Origin of the sequence: Methylorubrum pseudosasae (assembly GCF_029504475.1) — a bacterium.
Taxonomy (GTDB): domain Bacteria; phylum Pseudomonadota; class Alphaproteobacteria; order Rhizobiales; family Beijerinckiaceae; genus Methylobacterium; species Methylobacterium extorquens.
On the sequence record NZ_JAQGDU010000002.1, the window covers coordinates 4,810,850 to 4,827,740 of the forward strand.

The window sequence follows — 16,891 nt, forward strand, 5'->3', positions numbered from 1 at the left end:
TTTACTCGAAGCATGGCGGCGCTGTCGGAGGGAGGCAACCCGCTTGCATCCCGCCGCGCGGGCCGTCATATACGGCGCGGGAGGTTGGCGAGGGACGTTTCACTCGCCAACCGGGTCAGGTCCGGAAGGAAGCAGCCCTAACGAGACCGAGCGGGTCTTCGTCCAGCCTCCCACCCTCGCCGTCCGCTTGAGCTGGACGGCCCGGCCTCTTCCGAAAATCCGAACGGCGGCATGGACGAGACGCACGGCACGCTCACCGACGAGCCGGGCCTGCCCGGCATGCCCACCCCCGCGCCCGTGCCGGCCACGACGCCTTACCGGGTGTTGGCGCGAAAATATCGCCCTCAGACCTTCGATGACCTGATCGGCCAGGGCGCCATGGTGCGCACGCTGGGCAACGCCTTTGCGGCCAACCGCATCCCGCAGGCCTGGATGCTCACGGGCGTGCGCGGCGTCGGCAAGACGACCACCGCCCGCATCCTCGCCCGCGGCCTCAACTACCTGCGCACCGGGCAGCCGGATACCGGCCCCACCGTGTCGATGCCGGAACTCGGCCAGCACTGCCAGGCGATCATGGAATCCCGGCACATGGACGTGCTGGAGATGGACGCCGCCTCGCATACCGGCATCGACGATGTGCGCGGCATCATCGACGGCATCCGCTACTCGCCGGTCTCGGCCCGCTACAAGGTCTACATCGTCGACGAGGTCCACATGCTCTCGGAGAAGGCGTTCAACGCCTTCCTGAAGACGCTGGAGGAGCCGCCGCCCCACGCCAAGTTCGTGTTCGCGACCACCGAGATCCGTAAGGTTCCGGTGACGATCCTGTCGCGCTGCCAGCGCTTCGACCTGCGCCGAGTCGAGGCCGACGTGCTCGCCGCCCACCTGAAGAAGATCTGCGCCGCGGAAGGGGTGGAGGCCGAGGACGAGGCGCTCGCCGCCGTCACCCGCGCCGCCGAGGGCTCGGTGCGCGATGCGCTTTCGCTGCTCGATCAGGCCATCGCCCACGGGGCGGGCGCGGTCTCGGCTGCGGGCGTGCGCGACATGCTGGGCCTCGCCGACCGCTCGCGCATCGTCGATCTGTTCGAGGCGGTGATGCGCGGCGATGTGCCGGCCGCCTTCGCCGAGATTCGCGCCCAGTACGACGCGGGCGCCGACCCGGCGGTGGTGCTCTCGGATCTCGCCGGCTTCACCCATCTCGTCACCCGCCTCAAGCTCGTGCCGGGGGCCGAGGCCGACCCGACCTTGAGCGAGGCGGAGCGCGTGCGCGGCGTCGCGTTTGCTGGGCGCCTGCCGGTGCGGGCCCTGTCGCGGGCGTGGCAGATCCTGCTGAAGGCGCTGCCCGAAGTGCAGGCCGCCCCCCGCCCGCTCGCCGCCGCCGAGATGGCGATCGTGCGGCTCGCCTATGCCGCCGACCTGCCGACGCCCGACGAGGCCCTGCGCCAGCTTCGGGCCGACATCGCCTCATCCGAGGGCAACGGCGCCGCTCGCCCGAGCCTCGGACGTGACGGCGGCTCCCCCATGGCCTCGCACGGCTCGGCCGCGCTGCAGATGGCGCCGCCCGCCCCGCAGCCCTCGCCTCGGCCGACCCTGGCCGCGGTGCCCTCCCCCGTCACCGCCGCGGCGCCGCAACCCGCATCGCGCCCGGCTCCGGTTGGCCCCGGCCGGTCCGCGGCTCGGGCGCTTCGAGGACGTGGTCGCCCAGGCCGAGGCGGCCCGCGACATCGCCCTCAAGGTGGCGCTGGAGCGCGACGTGCATCTGGTGCGCTTCGAGGAGGGGCGGATCGAGTTCCGCCTCGCCCCCGGCGGCCGGCAGAGCCTCCCGACCGATCTCGCCCGCGCCCTCGATGCCTGGACCGGACGGCGCTGGCTGGTCGCCCTGTCCAAGGAGCAGGGTGCGCCGACGCTCGCGGAAAACACGCGGGCGGCCGAGGAAACCCGCCACCAGAACGCCGCCGCCCACCCGCTGGTGCGGGAAGTTCTGTCGCGCTTCCCCGGCGCGCAGATCGTCGATGTGCGCGACAAGGCACCGGAGACCGACACCGCCGACGCGGCGGCGAACGGCGCCGGACCGGCAGCCCCTCCGCCCGAAGAGACGGACGACGACGCCTGAGGCTCACGCCTCACCCTGGCAAGCTTGGACCCCTGCGCCTAAGTGCGGGGGAGCCGACCCTTTCTCGACCGGAACCGGAGCGAACCCACCATGCGCGACCTCATGGGCATCATGAAGCAGGCCCAGGCCATGCAGGAGAAGATGGCCTCGGTTCAGTCCGAACTCGAAGCGGTCGAGGTGTCGGGCGCCTCCGGCGGCGGCGCCGTGACCGTGCGGATGACGGCCAAGGGTCAGGTGCTCGGCGTTTCGATCGATCCGAGCCTGATGGTCGCCGACGAACGGGAAATCCTGGAGGACCTGATCGTCGCCGCCTGCAACGACGCCCGCGGCAAGGCCGAGGCGACCGCCCAGGAAAAGATGGCGGAGCTGACGAAGGGTCTGCCGCTGCCGCCCGGCATGAAGCTGCCGTTCTAGGGTTGAGCCGACAGGATCGGCGGCGGGTTGTGTTCAGTCCGCCGGCAAAGGTCGTGACTTAGGGCGTGCGGCGTTCTGCCGCATGCTGTCATGGAGGCAAGATCGATCGCGGTCATACGGAACTCGCCCTTGGAATTGAAACGATAAATCAGGGACTTGCCTCGATCCCGCCATGGCACATCAGGGGTGCCGCTAGGTCCGACATCTGAACGTTGGCCGAACGAGACGACACAACTATAAATTTTGTTAAAGCAGCTATTTCGCTGAGCAGGCAAGGTGATTGGGCCGGGTCGAACGCGGCCCCCCCTTAGCGAGGCTCGGCGGTTCCGCCGGTCCCTCCGATCTGGACAGGCGGAACCACCGCCCTGATTCGGGGAGATACCGTGCCAATCCTGCTCTCGGTTTCCGCGATCGCCGCGGGCGTTGCTCTGGCGGCCCTTGTGGGGACCAACCTCTGGGCCCTGCGCGTCGCCGCCGCGATGGCCGCGGCGGAAGACGAGCAGGGGACAGGTTGCTGAACCGGCGCCCCGCCTCTTCGAAGGTCAGCCAGCGCGTCAGGCCGAGAGCCGCAGGGGCGTCCCTTCCAGGCTCGGCGTGCGGTCCGCGTCCTCGCCGTGGCGGGCAACCACCACCCGGGCCACACCGGTTTCCTTGGCGAGGCGATAGAGCGAGACCAGAGCCGGGTCATCGGACGGAGCATCCGAGGCGATCACGATCGAATCCATGCAGGGTCCGACCGCGGGAATGAGTTCGGCACCGTCCTCGGCGTGGCGCGCATCGAGGCGGCAGAGCACCCAATCGTAACTCTGCGACAGGGCGTTGAGCCCGATGGCGAGGCCTTGCGGCTCCTCCACCAGCACATCGAGAGGCGCGGCGCCGCGCTTCACCGCGTGGAGACGCGAACCCCGCACCGGCTGGATCACGTCGAGGAAGTCGGCCGCACCGGCAACCAGATCGGTCAGTCCCGGCTCGGACGGCCCGGAGACGATGCCGTTCACATCGACCAGCAGCGTGTGGTAGCGCGGACCGAGCACCCGGGCGAGATTGGAGGCGAGGCCGGGCGTGCCGTCGGCGCGCGGGGTTTCGACCACGAGCACACAGCCCCCCTTGGACGGCCCGGACAACGGCCCCTTGCCTTGCCCCTTGCCCGTTCCGTTCTCCAGTCGGGCGATCAGCCCGTCGAGATCGGCAGAGGAGGCGGAGGATTTGGCGGGGACGCCGAGCCCTTCCTTGTCCGTTTTCGCCCCACCCGCTTGCGCGGCCGCTTCGGTTCCGATCGGCGCCGTGCTGGCGAAGACCGGGTGATGCACCGTCGCCGTCGCCCTCAGGGAATGGGCGAAAGCGAGGGCCGGCGCGAAGCGTTCCGCCGCCGAGGCCGGATAGGCCCCGCCATAGACCGGCTCGTAGACAGGGCGGCGCGACGGGGGCGGCTCCGGCTCGGGGTAGAAGTCGCGCGGGCGATCGGTCCGTGCGCTTTGAACGAGGGGCTCTCCCTCATCACCGGTGCGGTCTCCGCCCGGCCCGGCCGGCGTGACGAGGAGATGGCGGCCGATGACGCCTGCGCTCGCCAGCAGGAAGGCCACCATCGTGGCGAAGGCGACGATCGGCAGCTTCTTGGGGAAGGAGGGCAGATCGGGCACGATCGCACGGGACACCACGCGGGCATTGGCCGGGCTGGCATTCTCGGCGTCACGCGCGGCGGCCTCGCGGTAGCGGGCGAGATAGGATTCGAGCTGTTCGCGCTGGGATTTCGCCTCGCGCTCCAGGGCGCGCAGCTCCACCTCGCTGGTGTTGCCCTTGGCGACCACGTCCTGCTGGCCTTCGACCGCCGCGCGCAGGCTCTCGACCCGAGCGCCCGCGATCTTGGCGTCGTTCTCGAGAGTGCGCACCACCCGCTCGGCGGCGGCCTTGATCTGATTCTCGAGATCCTGGACCTGGGCCGTCAGCTCCTTGATGCGCGGGTGGGCCGGCAGCAGCGTGCGCGATTCGAGGGCGAGCTGCGCACGCATCGCCATGCGGCTCTCGACGGTGCGCCGAATCAGCTCGTTGTTGGCGACATCGGGGATCTCGAAGGCACGGCCTTCCTTGATCATGTCCTTGAGGAGCTTGGCGCGGGCGGTCAGGTCCGCCTGGATCGTGCGCGCCTGCGAGAGCTGGCTCGATAATTCGGAGAGCTGCTGGGACGAGAGCGGCTGAGCCGCCGCGCTGCTGCCCGTGCCGATCAGGCCGTGCTTGGCGCGGAACGCCTCGACCTTCGCCTCGGCTTCGGCCACGCGGGCGCGCAGGTTCGCGATGTTGTTGCCGAGCCAGGTCGAGGCGTAACGGGCGGTATCGACGGAGGCCGCCTCCAGAGAGGCGAGGTAGAGGTCCGCCACCGTGTTGGCGCCGCGCGCGGCGAGTTCGGGATCGCGCGAGCGGAACTCGACGGCGAGGATGCGCGACTTGCCGACCGGATAGACCAGCAGGTGGTCGAGGTAGCTTTCGAGGATGCGATCTTCGGACGGACGATCCATCGGCGCCGAGACGAGCCCAAGCATCATCAGCGTGCGCCGGATCGCCGAGCTGCCCTCGGCCTCCGGATCGAATTCGGGATTTCCGACCAGCTTCAGGCTGCGAATCGCTTCGCGAGCGATGTCGCGCGACATCGCCACCTGCACTTGGCTCGCGACGGCCTGCTCGTCGATCGGCTGGGTCTGGTCCGTCCGTTCGGCGGCCGTGCGGGCGAAGGCGGGGTCGCGGCTTTCCAGCAGAACCTTGGCTTCGCCGGTGTAGCGCGGGGTCACGACCTGCACGAAGACGCCCGCCCCGAGCGCGGCCACGAGCGTCGGCACGGCGATCCAGGCCCAGGAGCGGCGCAGAACGCCGCCAATCTGCGCCACCGCCAATCCATCGCCGGGCCCACTGGGCCCACCGGAGGGCGGAAGAGACGGATCGGTCGACAGCCTGAGGCGCGGCATGGGCAGTCTTTACGAAGGCAGGACGCGGATCGGGTTGATCGATCCGTCTTGGGCCAGTTGAGGTCGTTAAGGTTGACTTCCCGTTAAGAGCCGCAGCCGGCCGTCCTCGGCATTCGAGACGAGAGGTCGAACCCGAGTTGTGATTCCGGTCGGTCGCGCGGCCGGATCAGCATTCGTTAACCATGCGCCGTTAAGTAACGCCGAGGTTCTTCACAACGGCGATGGCGATGCAGCGGCGCGCATTTCTCCTGGCCCTTCCGTCCGTCCTCGCGCTCGGCGGCTGCCTGCGTCCGGATTTCCGGACCGTCGATCTCGATGCCACCGGCACCGGCTCCATCGGCACGCGCTACTCCCTGGCGGCGGGCGACAAGCTTCGGGTCATCGTGTTCGGGCAGGACAACCTGTCCAACATCTACGCGGTCGATGGCGGCGGGCGGATTGCGATGCCGCTGATCGGCGTGGTTCAGGTCGGCGGGCAGACGACCGCTCAGGCTGCCCGGCTGATCGAATCGAAGCTCGCCGCAGGCTATGTGCGCGAGCCGCACGTGACCGTCGAGGTCGATGCCTACCGGCCCTTCTACATCCTCGGTGAGGTGACGACCTCGGGGCAGTACCCTTACGTCAACGGAATGACCGTCGAGACGGCGGTGGCCATCGCAGCGGGTTTCGGCCCACGGGCGGCACGCGACTACGCGGTGCTCACCCGCGAGGGTCAGGGCGGGCTCATCAACGGCATCGTCCCGATGTCATACCCGGTGCGGCCGGGCGACACGATCGTCGTCAAGGAGCGATTCTTCTGAGCCGGCTCATCGCGGCGTTCACCAACCCCTAACCGCGATCCGCGAAAGCCGGCCGGCAGAGGCCTCTGCCTACCGTTTGCGCTTGCCCTTTAACCGGGTGCTGACGGCGCCATGACGATCTTCCGCCGGTTCGGGCCCCGCATCGGGGCCGCCCGCGCGGAGACCGACTGCCGTGGCCTCTCCCTTCGCCGCTCCTCTGACCGCCGCCCTGACGCCACAGGGTCCGGCGGGTCACGCAATCGCGGACCTGTCGTCCCGCGTCGGCACTGGTGAGCGGCACCGCATCCTCCACGTGTTCCGGGCCCCGGTGGGCGGCCTGTTTCGCCATGTCATCGATCTCACCCGCCTCCAGGCGGAGGCCGGGCACGCCGTCGGCCTCGTCTGCGACGCCTCGACCGGCGGCGAGCGGGCCGAACGGACGCTGGCGGATCTAGCCCCCTACCTCGCTCTCGGCGTCACGCGCGTTCCGATGCGCCGGAACCCGCATGCGAGCGACCTTCACGTCTTGCGCACCGTGCGAGCGCAAGCCCTCGCCGTCGGTGCCGACGTGTTGCACGGCCATGGCGCGAAAGGTGGCGTCTTCGCCCGCCTCGCCCCGCTTGGCAGGGCCGGGCGCGGGGTGATCCGCGCCTATACCCCGCATGGCGGCAGCTACAACTATCGTCCGGGCACGACCCTCCACCGGGTCTACATGGCCGCCGAGCAGGTGATGGCGCGGGCGACCGACCTGTTCCTGTTCGAGAGCGAGTACGTCGCTTCGCGTCATGCCGCCTTCGCCGGAGGCTCGCCGCGCCTCGAGCGCATCGTCCATAACGGCATCGCGGAAGCCGAGTTCGCCCCGGTGGAGACGGCGGATGACCCGTTCGATCTCGTCTATGTCGGTGAACTGCGCGAGGCCAAGGGATTGCCGGTGCTGTTGCGGGCGCTCGCGCGTCTGCGGGGCCAGGGCCGCGAGCTCCGGCTTCTGATGGTCGGCTCCGGCCCGGATACCGAGAGCATCGCCGCGATGGCCGAGAATCTCGGTCTGCGCCATGCCATCGCGTTCGAGCCGCCCCAGGCGATCCGGCCGGTGCTCGGACGCGGCCGCGTCATGGTGGTGCCCTCCTTGGCGGAATCCTTGCCCTACGTCGTGCTGGAGGCTGCGGCGGCCGGTCAGCCGCTCGTGGCGACCAATGTCGGCGGCATCCCCGAGATCTTCGGGGCCTTCTCCTCCGATCTGGTCCCGCCCGGCGATTGCGAAGCTCTGAGCGCCGCGATCCTCCACATCCTCGATGAGGAGCCATCGCGCCGACAGGGCCGCGCTCGGGCACTGAGCAACTCGCTTCGCACCCGCTTCTCCATGAACCGCATGGCGACCGACGTGCTGTGCGGCTACGCCGCCGCCTTCAACGCGAAACGCATGCGGACGGCGTCTGTCCCAGCGACGGCTTGAGCGCGGACGGCGATACGACCGATGTCCCCGTTTTCCACAGCCCGGCCCGTCCGCGCATTAGGCTTTCGTGAAGGTCGATGCGGCACACTCGACGACCGGGGAGGCTCGATGTTTTCACGTGGAACATTCCAATGAGCGCCATCGACGTTCGGGATCTGCTGAAGGTCGCGAGGGAAAACGGCGCGCTGACATCCGTGCCGGCGCCGCTCGCGCTCCACAGCGACGAGAATTCTGATTCCGCGCCGTCCGCGTCGAACCCTATGCCGACCCCGCCGAAAGGGGCTTGGCTGTCGCCGGTCGTACTCGCCGGTTGCGTGCGGCTGGCCGAATTCTGCGGCTTGATCCTGCTTGGCTTGGCCCTGCATCAGGCCTTGCTGCGCGGTGTCGTGCCCCTCGCCCCGCGCTACCACGCCGCCATTCTGGCGGTGACCTTGGCGGCGCTCGGACTTTTCCAGGCTTCGGGCAGTTACCGGATCAGCGCATTCCGCGATCTGCCGAGAACGGCGGTGAAGCTCGCTACCGGCTGGTCCATCGCGTTCCTGATGGTGGCCGCGGCCATGGTGCTGGCCAAGGTCGCCGACCATTACTCCCGGATCTGGCTGCTCAGCTACTACATGGCCGGCCTCGGCATCCTGCTCGGCGGACGCGCGGCGCTTTCAGCCTTCGTGCGTATGCAAATGGCCAAGGGGCGCTTCGACCGTCGTACCGCGATCGTCGGCGGCGGACCGGCGGCCGTGGAACTGATCCATGCCCTGGAAGCGAGCGGCGACAACGGCATCCGCATCATCGGGATCTTCGATGACCGGGGCGATGACCGATCCAGCACGGACGTCGCCGGCTACCCCAAGCTCGGCAATGTCAGCGACCTCGTCACCTACGCCCGCCACGCGCCCGTCGATCTCGTGGTGTTCACCCTGCCGATCTCGGCCGAGACGCGCATCCTGCAGATGCTCGCAAAGCTCTCGGTTCTGCCGGTCGATATCCGCCTCTCGGCCCACGCAACCAAGCTGCGCCTGCGCCCGCGCGCCTATTCCTATCTCGGCGGCGTGCCGCTGCTCGACGTCTTCGACAAGCCGCTGGCCGATTGGGACGTCATCCTGAAGGGCGCGTTCGACCGCGTCGTCGGCCTGCTGCTGTTGCTGGCCCTTTCACCGGCGATGATCGCCGTGGCGCTTGCGGTGAAGCTCACCTCACCGGGGCCGGTGCTGTTCCGGCAGAAGCGCTACGGCTTCAACAACGAGCTGATCGAGATCTTCAAGTTCCGCTCGATGTATGTCGACCTCTGCGACGCGGGCGCATCGCAGCTCGTTACCAAGACCGATGCCCGGGTGACGCCCGTGGGCCGCTTCATCCGCAAGACATCGCTGGACGAGCTGCCGCAGCTGTTCAACGTGATCCGCGGCGATCTCTCGCTGGTCGGGCCGCGCCCGCATGCGGTCCAGGCCAAAGCGGCGAACACCCTCTACGATCAGGTGGTGGACGGCTACTTCGCCCGCCACAAGGTCAAACCCGGAATCACCGGCTGGGCGCAGATCAATGGCTGGCGCGGCGAGACCGACACCAGCGAGAAGCTCCAGCGCCGGGTGGAGCACGACCTGCACTACATCGAGAATTGGTCGATCCTGTTCGACCTCAAGATCCTGCTCACCACGCCGCTCGCGCTCTTTAAGACCGACAACGCGTATTGAGGATCCTTGAGACCCGAACGGGATGAGGCCCAGGACCGCCAGAGTGCAGTCCTGGGCCTCTTCATTTCCCAAGAGATAATTGAGATCGGGCCGTGGCGCCGGATTACGGCAGCGCGCCGGCCTTTTCCTTCACCTTGGTCATCGTGTCCTGGCAGGCGGTCTCCTGACCAGCCTTCTCCTGCTCCTTCGCCTTAGCGAGCAGCGTACGCGCCTCTTCCACGCCCGCCTTCGTCGGCTTGGTCGAGGGATCGGGACGGGGCACCGGCCGGCGGCTTGTCGAGGGCCTTGGGCGAGTTCGAGGAGGTGACGCCGCCCGGCGGCTCCTTGCCAGTCACCTGCTCCGCACCGGCGCTGTTGAGCCGGCGCTCCACCGTGGAGATGTCGTCCTTGCAGCTGACGGCCAGGGCGGGGCCCGCGGTGACGAGGACGGCGAGGGCAACGGGCAAGGTCAGGGCAATGCGCATGGGGTTGGGGCTCCTCCGGATCAACTTGTGACGAGTCGGTCCCGTGACCGCTCGCTTCGGTCGGAACAGTCCTCGAAGGCCCCTCAGAGTTCCGCTCTGCGACGCTTCGCCCACGGTCCGGAGAAGGGACGACGGACATGAAAAAGGGGTGCGGATCTCGCGATCCGCACCCCTTTTTCGTCCCGCACGAAGCGTCGGGAAGTTTAGCGGATCAGATTGACCAGGGCCGAACCAGCCGGGCTGGCCAATTCCCTAGCGTCGATGGTGCCATCGTTGTCCGGGTTAGCGGCCTTGAACTGCGCCTCGACGGCGGCCAGGTATTCCTTCTTGTCGAGGGTGCCGTCGTTGTCCGGATCGAGCTTCTTGAGGTCGGCCTCGCTGACGCGGCCCTTCAGCTCCTTGGCATCGAGCGTGCCGTCCTTATCCGGATCGAGCTTGTCGAAGGCAGCGGAGCCGGCGGCCAGGGCCTCCTTGAGATCGATCGTGCCGTCCTTGTCCGGATCGAAGGCGGCGATATCGACCTTCGTGGTCGTCGACGGGGCGGCGTAGGCCGGAGCGGCGACGAGCGCAGCGAGCAGAACGGCAGAGGAGAGGCGGAACGCCATCGGGGCAAACTCCTGATCGAAGAGGCCCGGCGAAACCGGGCAAACGGCAAAATCGCGGAGACGCTCGCGACCACCATGCCTCAGGCAAACAAGCCACCGGACAAGCGGCCGTTCGGCCTCGCTTAGATTGCGTAACTTGCCCGGGAGAAATTGGCAATAGGTGGGATGGAATTCACAGATCCCGCCCAGCCGAAAATCCTGCATTCAGGGTCAGATATGGAAGCGGCGCGGTCCAGGAGAACCGCGCCGCTCGCGTCGATCGACAGATGCCCCGGACCGGATGCGGTCCGGGAGCGTGCTCGGTTCTTAAGGCCCTCTCAGCCCTTCCGGACCAGCGGGAACGGCTCCACCACGGGGGCGGCCGGCGGCGGCTCGAACAGGATGCGCAGGCCGCCGAAGGCCGCCACCGGCGCGCCGGGGGCGAGGCTGCGGTTCGAGGTGGCGTTGGGCACCCGGACGATCGGAACCTCGTTCACCGGCGAGAAGGTGCCGAAGGTGGCGTAGTTGGCGTTGAAGGCGTTCTCGATGTAGCCGTAGAGCTCGATGTTCGACGCCACGCGGTAGCTCGTGTTGAGGCCGACCACCGCGAAATCGCCCGTGGTCTTGTTCTGGTTGGTCGGATCGCCGACGAGGAACTTGCCCGTGGCGAAGCGCGCGAGCGCGCCGACCCGCCATTCCGGCGTCACCTGATACTGCACGCCGACCTTGAGTTGGTGCGGCGCGACGCCGGGCAGGCGGTTGCCCGGACGCACGAGCACGACACCACTCTCGTCGCCGCCCGCGCTGTTGAATGGGTTGCCGGGCGCCGCGAGTTCGACCGGCGACTCGAAGGTCGCATCGACGAAGGCGTAGTCGATGAAGGCGTTCCAGCGCGGCGCGTTGTAGAACAGGCTCGCCTCGACGCCCTGCCGCTTGGTCGATCCGACGTTGCGGAAGAAAGCGCGGCCGATTGTGTCGGGGGCCGGCACGAACAGGATGTCGTCGTCGTTGCGAGTCGAAAAGAAGCCGGCCTTCCACGACAGGATGCCGCCGAAATACTCGTCGGGCTGCGGGATGCGGCCGCGGACACCGGCCTCGACCGTGCGCGCCACGACCTGCTTCAGCGGCGGGTCGCCGACGAAGAAATTGGTGAGCGAGCAGGGCGCCAGCGGATCGGCGCAGGAGAGTTCGGCCGGGGTCGGGCGCGCGGTTAGCTTCCGTGTAGCCACCGTAGGCCACGAGGTAGTCGGGGATGACCTTGTAGGTCGCGCCGACGCCGGGGTTGAAGCGCTGGTAGTAGTGGTCGCCGTTCAGCGCCGTGCCGATCTGGTCGCGCAGGACGATCTTGGCCATGTTGAACCGGCCCTGCAGCGTCAGGGTCAGCCGGTCGGTCAGATCGGTGTTGTTCGAGAAGTAGATGCCGCCGTAATCGTTCGAGGTGTGGACCGAGACGGGGGTGATGATGCCGTCGTCGCTGGAGACGACGATGCCGGGAGGCGAGAAGCCGCGGTCGAGGGTCAGGCCGCCGATGGAGTTGTCGGCCCCGAAGCGGGTGCGACCGCCGTCATACTGGCCGCCGAGCACGAAGCGGTTCGGCAAGCCGAACAGCGTCTCGCGGATCACGGTCTGGACCGTGGCGCCGAAATTGTCGGTGCTGGTACGGGTCTGGTTGAGGAAGGCGTAGGGTCCGCCCTCGTCGAAGCGGTCGGCGAAGGTCGGGTTGATCCCGCCGAAGTTGAAGGTGCGCAGGCGGTCAGTCCGGACGGGGCTGCCGGTGCGGTCACGCAGGAAGAACTGGTTGTCGTCCGCGCCCTCGGAGCAGACGAAACGCTCATCGACCTCGCAATTCTCCACGTCGGCGGCGTCGCCGTTGGCGGTGCGCTGGCGGAACAGGCCGTAATAGGCGTTGCCCTGCACGGTGATGGTCGGCGTGACGTCGTAGGTGCCGGAGAGCTGGAAGCGCAGGAAGTCGTTCTTGGTCTGGTCGGGATAGGTGAAGACGTCGCTGCGGTCGGCCTTCAGCAGCTCGACCGGAGCGGTGCCGTTGCCGGTCAGGCTGTTGCTGGCACCGATGACGTTGAAGTGGAATTCGCTCTTCTCACCCTGCACGCCGAGATCGGCGTAGATCTGGTTGAGCCGCGACGGCGAGTGCTTGCGCCAGCCGTCCTCGCCGAGCTTGGTGCCGGCGACGTAGAGGCCGATATTGTCGATGCGCTGGCCGTGCTGGAACGCCACCGCGCCGCGGCCGAACGAACCGCCGAGCACGTTGATCTCGCTGCCCTGGTAGGTGAAGCCGTTCTTGAGCGTCACCGCCAGTGAGCCGCCGAGCGCGTTGAGGCCGAAGGCCGGGTTCGAGCCCTCCAGCTCGATCCGATCGACGGCGATGTCGGGGATCAGATCCCACTGCACCGTGTCGCCGAACGAGGTGTTGAAACGGGCGCCGTTGAGATAGACGGCCACGCCCTGCGGCGAGCCGCCGAGCGGCGAGGCCTCGAAGCCGCGATAGGTGATCGTCGGCTGGAAGGGATTGCCCTGGGCGTTGTTGACGCTGATCGAGCCGACGCGCTCGTCGAGCGCCCGCACCGTGCTCGGGAAGCCGACGCGCGAGACGTCACCCGAGGTCAGCACGCTCGTGTTCTGCGGCAGCTTGTTGCGGTCGATACCGTCGAAGACCGTGACTTCGCGCAGACCCGACGGGGTCTGGGTGGCCACGACCCGGCGCGAGGCCGCAACCGGCGTGTTCGAGACGACGCTGATCTCTTCGAGCGTCACGGCCTGTCCACCGCCCGCGCCTTGCGCCATCACATGTCCCGGAAGCAGTGCAACCGATGCGATGAGGCTGCCTCGCAGCACCCGCATTGTCATTCCCCAGCCCTTATCATTCGTGCTTGCGGCCCGTTCGAGCGGAACCGTTGCCGGATGTTGCTGAAGGAGGGGGGCAACGACAATCGCTGCCAGGCTTCTACGGGACCAATTATGATGAGACGCTCAAGCTTCCGCCGGCGCGTGGTGTTCTGGCAACATATTTCTGCCGTTCCGTCAAAGACTTACGGACAAAAAGGCAGATTTTACCGGGATCATTCGGCAAGCTTCGATCGGCTTTAGCCGCCCGTTCCAACCAGGATCGCGCCGAGTCTGTTTCGCCCGAAAATCCGGTTGCGCCGCATCCCGCCGCTTCAGCGCGACCAAGATAGCCGATCACGGAGCGCAGTGCGAAGTCATGCCGCTCACGCCAAGGCCGCGTCGCGCCGGGCATCAGATGGCCGGCGGCCGTTCTCCAGGCGAAACGCTTCGACGGCCGCGGCCCGACTCCAGGCACGAAATCCCGGACCGGCCGGCCCGATACGCTCATGCCGCGGCGTTCGACGGAAACGGCTTCGTCGCTTCCGACCGAAAGCGGGTCAGAGATGCGCCTGGATGCGGCGGGCGATCTCGCCCAGGCGCTGCTCCAGAATCGTCGGGACCTCGCAGACGTAGGAGACCGACTGGTTGCGCTCGTCGAAGATGCGGCGGTCCCAGTTAAACCGGCTTTCCAGGTCCGCAACCTCCTTGGAGGCGACCTTGGTGGAGTCGGATTCCGGGCTGTCCTTGAACTCGCTCACCTTGTCCGCCTCGTCGCGGATGCGTTCGGCGAGACGGCGCTGGCCCTGGGCGTAGCGGCTGATCCCGTTCATCACCGTGCTGCGCTCGCCGTTGATGATCTCGAACACCCCGGCGAAGACGCGGGTCAGGCGCTTGCCCTTCTCGGCCGGATCGGCCTTCTGCGCGAATTCATCGAGCAGGGTGTCGACCTCGCGCAATTCGGTGCGGCGGGAGGCGAGCTTGCGGGCGAGCTGGGCCGCCTCGCGGTCGCTGCCCCATTCACCGGCCTCGGCGAGATCCGGCCCGGTCCAGAACGAGCCGTAGCCCAGCGTCGTCACCTTGCGCTGCGGGCAGGGCCAATCCGGATCGGTCTTGGGCTGCGCGAGCACGGGCCCCGCCGCGAGGATCAGGGCGAGGCAAAGCGGGGCACGAACGGAACGAGGGATCATGGGAGGTCTCTCAGGCGGCTTCGCCGGCCGGTCCGCCGCGCCGGGCCATGATGCCGCGGCCCGGATCGTAGGCGATTGCGGCGAGGGTGAAGAACAGGAGGCCGGTGCCGACCACCACGACGCAGGCGACCGGCTCGAAGCGCCCGTAGAGGGCGAAACGCACCAATTCGACCGCGTGGGTGAACGGGTTAGCCTGGCAGACGAGATAGAGCCACTCGCTCGATGCCCGAACCTGCCAGAGCGGATATAGGGCAGAAGAGGCAAAGAACATCGGGAAGATCACGAAATTCATGACGCTCGCGAAGTTCTCAAGTTGCCGCACCAGCGAGGACAGGAACAGGCCGATCGCCCCGAGCATCAGCCCCGAGGCCAGGAAGGCCGGCAGCGCGGCGAGGTAGCCGAGGGGCGGAATGCCGGTCTCCCAGAACCATGCGATCGCGAGGAACGCGTAGGCCTGAACGATGGAGACGCTGACGCCCGCGACCAGCTTGGCCAGCAGCAGCGACCAGCGCGGATAGGGCGAGGTGAGCAGCACCTTCATCGAGCCGACCTCGCGGTCGTAGACCATCGAGAGCGAGGATTGCATGCCGTTGAAGAGCTGGATCATCACCGCGAGCCCCGGCACCACGTAGGCCTCGTAGAGCACGTAGGTCTCGTAGGGCGGCGTGATCGAGGTGCCGAGCGTGTTGCGGAAGCCCGCCGCGAAGATGAACAGCCAGACGAGCGGGCGCACCATCGCCGAGAAGAACCGCTCCTTCTGGTGGAAGAAGCGCAGCAACTCGCGGCGGACGATGCCGCCGAGCGCGATGAGGTAGCCGACCGCATCGAGCCGGCCGGCATGGGGCACGGTCTTCGCGGCGTCCTCGGCACGGGCTGCAACGGCGGGGTTCGAGGGAGACCTCATGCGGCGGACTTCACGGCTCTCTTGTCGGGTTCGGCGACGAGGCGGCGGAAGGCGGCTTCCAGCGTCTCGCCGGGCCCGCCGATCTCCCCGGCGCGGCCACGGGCGACGATGCGGCCCTTGTGCAGGACCACGGCGTCGTCCTCGGGCGAAATCTCCTCGAAGATGTGGGTCGCCCACAGCACCGAGAGCCCCTCCTCCCGCACCAGGGCGCGGATGATAGCAACGATGTCGGCGCGCGATTCGAGGTCGAGCCCGACGGTCGGCTCATCGAGCAGCAGCAGGCGCGGCGCGTGGATCAGCGAGCGGGCGATCTCGATGCGCCGCGATTGGCCGCCGGAAAGAGTGCGGATCTTGTCGTCGCGCCGCTCGGCGAGGCCCACGCGGGCGAGCAGGGTCTCGATGCGCGCACGCGCCGCCGCCCGGCCGATGCCGTGCAGGCTCGCGTGGTAGTGCAGGTTCTGCGCGACGGTGAGGTCGGTATCCAGCGTCCGCGCCTGGAACACCACGCCGAGGCCGGCGAGCGCCCGCGACGGCTCCCGGTCGAGCGGATGGCCGAGGATCGAGACCCGGCCCTCCTGGTTGTTGTAGAGCCGGGTGATCACCGAGAACAACGTGGTCTTGCCCGCGCCATTGGGCCCGAGCAGCGCCATGAAGTGCCCACGCTCGACGATGATCGACACGTCGGACAGCGCGGCGCGCTGGCCGAAGCGGTGGCTGACGCCGGCGACGTCGAGAGCCGCGCTCATTTCGGCAGCGCCCGCTTGGCGTCGTCGAGCGCTTCCAGGCACTCGTCGAACTCGCCTTCGCCCTGCTCACGCTCGGCGATCTTCAGCGCGCGGGTGAGTTTCTGCGGGACGGCCTCGGGCGCTAGCTTCTCGACGCGCGCCTTCACCGCGCTGATGCCGTCGGCGCAGGCGGCCTTGTCGTCAGCGAGCGCCGGGGTCGCAAGCACCACGAGGGCAAGCAGGGCGCTACCGCGAAAACCTCTCGGTACGGCGAGGGAGGTGCGTGTGCGCATCATGAGATGTCCCCCCTCACTTCACCGTAATCGTGCCGGCCATGCCCTTTTCCTCAAACCCTTGCGCGTACCACTTGTAGGCACCCGGCTTGATGGCGACGAACTCGATGGCGATCTCGCCGGGATCGTCGAATTCGAGGTGATCGGGCGGGCCGCCGCCGTGGATCTCTTTGTGCTCGATCACGATCTGGTTGAACCAGATGTAGCGGAAGAATTCGGGCGCGTAGAATTTGTATTCCTGCCGCCCCTTGGCGACGATGCGCAGGCGGTAGGCCTTGCCGGCTTCCAGCTCGATATCCTTGTTCTCGACCACGAAGTCGTTGCCCTCCTCGTTGCCGAGGACGAGGTCGGGCAGGTTCTGCCGCTTCTTGGTGAGGTCGAGGGCACCGGCCGGGGCGGCGGCCAGCATCAGGGCCGCGGCGGCGAGGCCGAGGCGCGTCGTCCACTTCATGTCGCTTCCTCCGGTTTCTTGTTCTTGCATCGCCC

The 16,891-nt window shown here is 68.0% G+C and carries 12 protein-coding genes, 1 other RNA gene and 3 pseudogenes; 7 read left to right on the forward strand and 9 right to left on the reverse strand.

Annotated elements, in window-relative coordinates:
• Window positions 1-78 precede the first annotated feature (78 nt).
• From ffs to M2437_RS23695, 4 genes and pseudogenes are all read left to right on the forward strand, one after another.
• Window positions 79-175, forward strand: an RNA gene (gene ffs / locus M2437_RS23680) — signal recognition particle sRNA small type.
• Between the two features lie 56 nt (window positions 176-231).
• A pseudogene (locus M2437_RS23685) lies at window positions 232-2,113 on the forward strand (DNA polymerase III subunit gamma/tau).
• A 90-nt stretch (window positions 2,114-2,203) separates the two neighbouring features.
• A complete protein-coding gene (locus tag M2437_RS23690; RefSeq protein WP_012253408.1) occupies window positions 2,204-2,527 on the forward strand; it encodes a YbaB/EbfC family nucleoid-associated protein in 324 nt (107 codons plus the stop codon).
• Between the two features lie 383 nt (window positions 2,528-2,910).
• On the forward strand, window positions 2,911-3,045 hold the full coding sequence (locus tag M2437_RS23695) for a hypothetical protein (protein ID WP_277570393.1): 135 nt from the start codon (window positions 2,911-2,913) through the stop codon (window positions 3,043-3,045).
• Between the two features lie 36 nt (window positions 3,046-3,081).
• Here M2437_RS23695 and M2437_RS23700 read toward each other — a convergent pair whose 3' ends face one another.
• Window positions 3,082-5,484 (reverse strand): GumC family protein, encoded by a 2,403-nt coding sequence (locus M2437_RS23700; RefSeq protein ID WP_253388841.1) that lies wholly within the window; start codon window positions 5,482-5,484, stop codon window positions 3,082-3,084.
• Window positions 5,485-5,705: 221 nt separating this feature from the next.
• On the opposite strand from M2437_RS23700, the gene M2437_RS23705 reads away from it, so the two are divergent.
• The 3 genes from M2437_RS23705 (at window position 5,706) to M2437_RS23715 (ending at window position 9,404) form a co-directional block, all read left to right on the forward strand.
• On the forward strand, window positions 5,706-6,284 hold the full coding sequence (locus M2437_RS23705; RefSeq protein WP_003601790.1) for a polysaccharide biosynthesis/export family protein: 579 nt from the start codon (window positions 5,706-5,708) through the stop codon (window positions 6,282-6,284).
• Window positions 6,285-6,456: 172 nt separating this feature from the next.
• A complete protein-coding gene (locus tag M2437_RS23710) occupies window positions 6,457-7,716 on the forward strand; it encodes a glycosyltransferase family 4 protein (protein WP_253388842.1) in 1,260 nt (419 codons plus the stop codon).
• 131 nt (window positions 7,717-7,847) lie between these two features.
• Window positions 7,848-9,404: an undecaprenyl-phosphate glucose phosphotransferase gene (locus M2437_RS23715; RefSeq protein ID WP_253388843.1), complete on the forward strand. Its 1,557-nt coding sequence runs from the start codon at window positions 7,848-7,850 to the stop codon at window positions 9,402-9,404.
• 103 nt (window positions 9,405-9,507) lie between these two features.
• On the opposite strand, the pseudogene M2437_RS23720 reads toward M2437_RS23715, so the two are convergent.
• The 8 genes and pseudogenes from M2437_RS23720 to M2437_RS23755 form a co-directional block, all read right to left on the reverse strand.
• Window positions 9,508-9,868: pseudogene (locus M2437_RS23720) on the reverse strand (hypothetical protein).
• Between the two features lie 203 nt (window positions 9,869-10,071).
• Window positions 10,072-10,473 (reverse strand): lanmodulin LanM, encoded by a 402-nt coding sequence (gene lanM / locus M2437_RS23725; protein ID WP_253389665.1) that lies wholly within the window; start codon window positions 10,471-10,473, stop codon window positions 10,072-10,074.
• A 317-nt stretch (window positions 10,474-10,790) separates the two neighbouring features.
• Window positions 10,791-13,311, reverse strand: a pseudogene (locus M2437_RS23730) (TonB-dependent receptor).
• Window positions 13,312-13,853: 542 nt separating this feature from the next.
• Window positions 13,854-14,483, reverse strand: coding sequence for a hypothetical protein (locus tag M2437_RS23735; protein WP_238507089.1), 630 nt, complete (start codon window positions 14,481-14,483; stop codon window positions 13,854-13,856).
• Window positions 14,484-14,493: 10 nt separating this feature from the next.
• Window positions 14,494-15,387: an ABC transporter permease gene (locus tag M2437_RS23740; RefSeq protein WP_253388845.1), complete on the reverse strand. Its 894-nt coding sequence runs from the start codon at window positions 15,385-15,387 to the stop codon at window positions 14,494-14,496.
• The gene (locus tag M2437_RS23745; protein ID WP_253388846.1) at window positions 15,384-16,133 is read right to left on the reverse strand and encodes an ABC transporter ATP-binding protein; all 750 of its coding nucleotides are present in this window, start codon (window positions 16,131-16,133) and stop codon (window positions 15,384-15,386) included. Before M2437_RS23745 ends, M2437_RS23740 begins: the two co-directional genes overlap by 4 nt.
• A complete protein-coding gene (locus tag M2437_RS23750) occupies window positions 16,130-16,408 on the reverse strand; it encodes a hypothetical protein (RefSeq protein WP_253388847.1) in 279 nt (92 codons plus the stop codon). Before M2437_RS23750 ends, M2437_RS23745 begins: the two co-directional genes overlap by 4 nt.
• Before the next feature lie 13 nt (window positions 16,409-16,421).
• On the reverse strand, window positions 16,422-16,856 hold the full coding sequence (locus M2437_RS23755; RefSeq protein WP_253388848.1) for a cupredoxin domain-containing protein: 435 nt from the start codon (window positions 16,854-16,856) through the stop codon (window positions 16,422-16,424).
• Window positions 16,857-16,891 lie beyond the last annotated feature (35 nt).

What these genes read in the sequence shown, in the direction of transcription:
- M2437_RS23745 (WP_253388846.1), bottom strand. Translation starts at nt 16,133, where the DNA reads ATGAGCGCGGCTCTCGACGTCGCCGGCGTCAGCCACCGCTTCGGCCAG.
- M2437_RS23715 (WP_253388843.1), top strand. Translation starts at nt 7,848, where the DNA reads ATGAGCGCCATCGACGTTCGGGATCTGCTGAAGGTCGCGAGGGAAAAC.
- M2437_RS23740 (WP_253388845.1), bottom strand. Translation starts at nt 15,387, where the DNA reads ATGAGGTCTCCCTCGAACCCCGCCGTTGCAGCCCGTGCCGAGGACGCC.
- M2437_RS23700 (WP_253388841.1), bottom strand. Translation starts at nt 5,484, where the DNA reads ATGCCGCGCCTCAGGCTGTCGACCGATCCGTCTCTTCCGCCCTCCGGT.
- M2437_RS23735 (WP_238507089.1), bottom strand. Translation starts at nt 14,483, where the DNA reads ATGATCCCTCGTTCCGTTCGTGCCCCGCTTTGCCTCGCCCTGATCCTC.
- lanM (WP_253389665.1), bottom strand. Translation starts at nt 10,473, where the DNA reads ATGGCGTTCCGCCTCTCCTCTGCCGTTCTGCTCGCTGCGCTCGTCGCC.
- M2437_RS23750 (WP_253388847.1), bottom strand. Translation starts at nt 16,408, where the DNA reads ATGATGCGCACACGCACCTCCCTCGCCGTACCGAGAGGTTTTCGCGGT.
- M2437_RS23690 (WP_012253408.1), top strand. Translation starts at nt 2,204, where the DNA reads ATGCGCGACCTCATGGGCATCATGAAGCAGGCCCAGGCCATGCAGGAG.
- M2437_RS23755 (WP_253388848.1), bottom strand. Translation starts at nt 16,856, where the DNA reads ATGAAGTGGACGACGCGCCTCGGCCTCGCCGCCGCGGCCCTGATGCTG.
- M2437_RS23705 (WP_003601790.1), top strand. Translation starts at nt 5,706, where the DNA reads ATGGCGATGCAGCGGCGCGCATTTCTCCTGGCCCTTCCGTCCGTCCTC.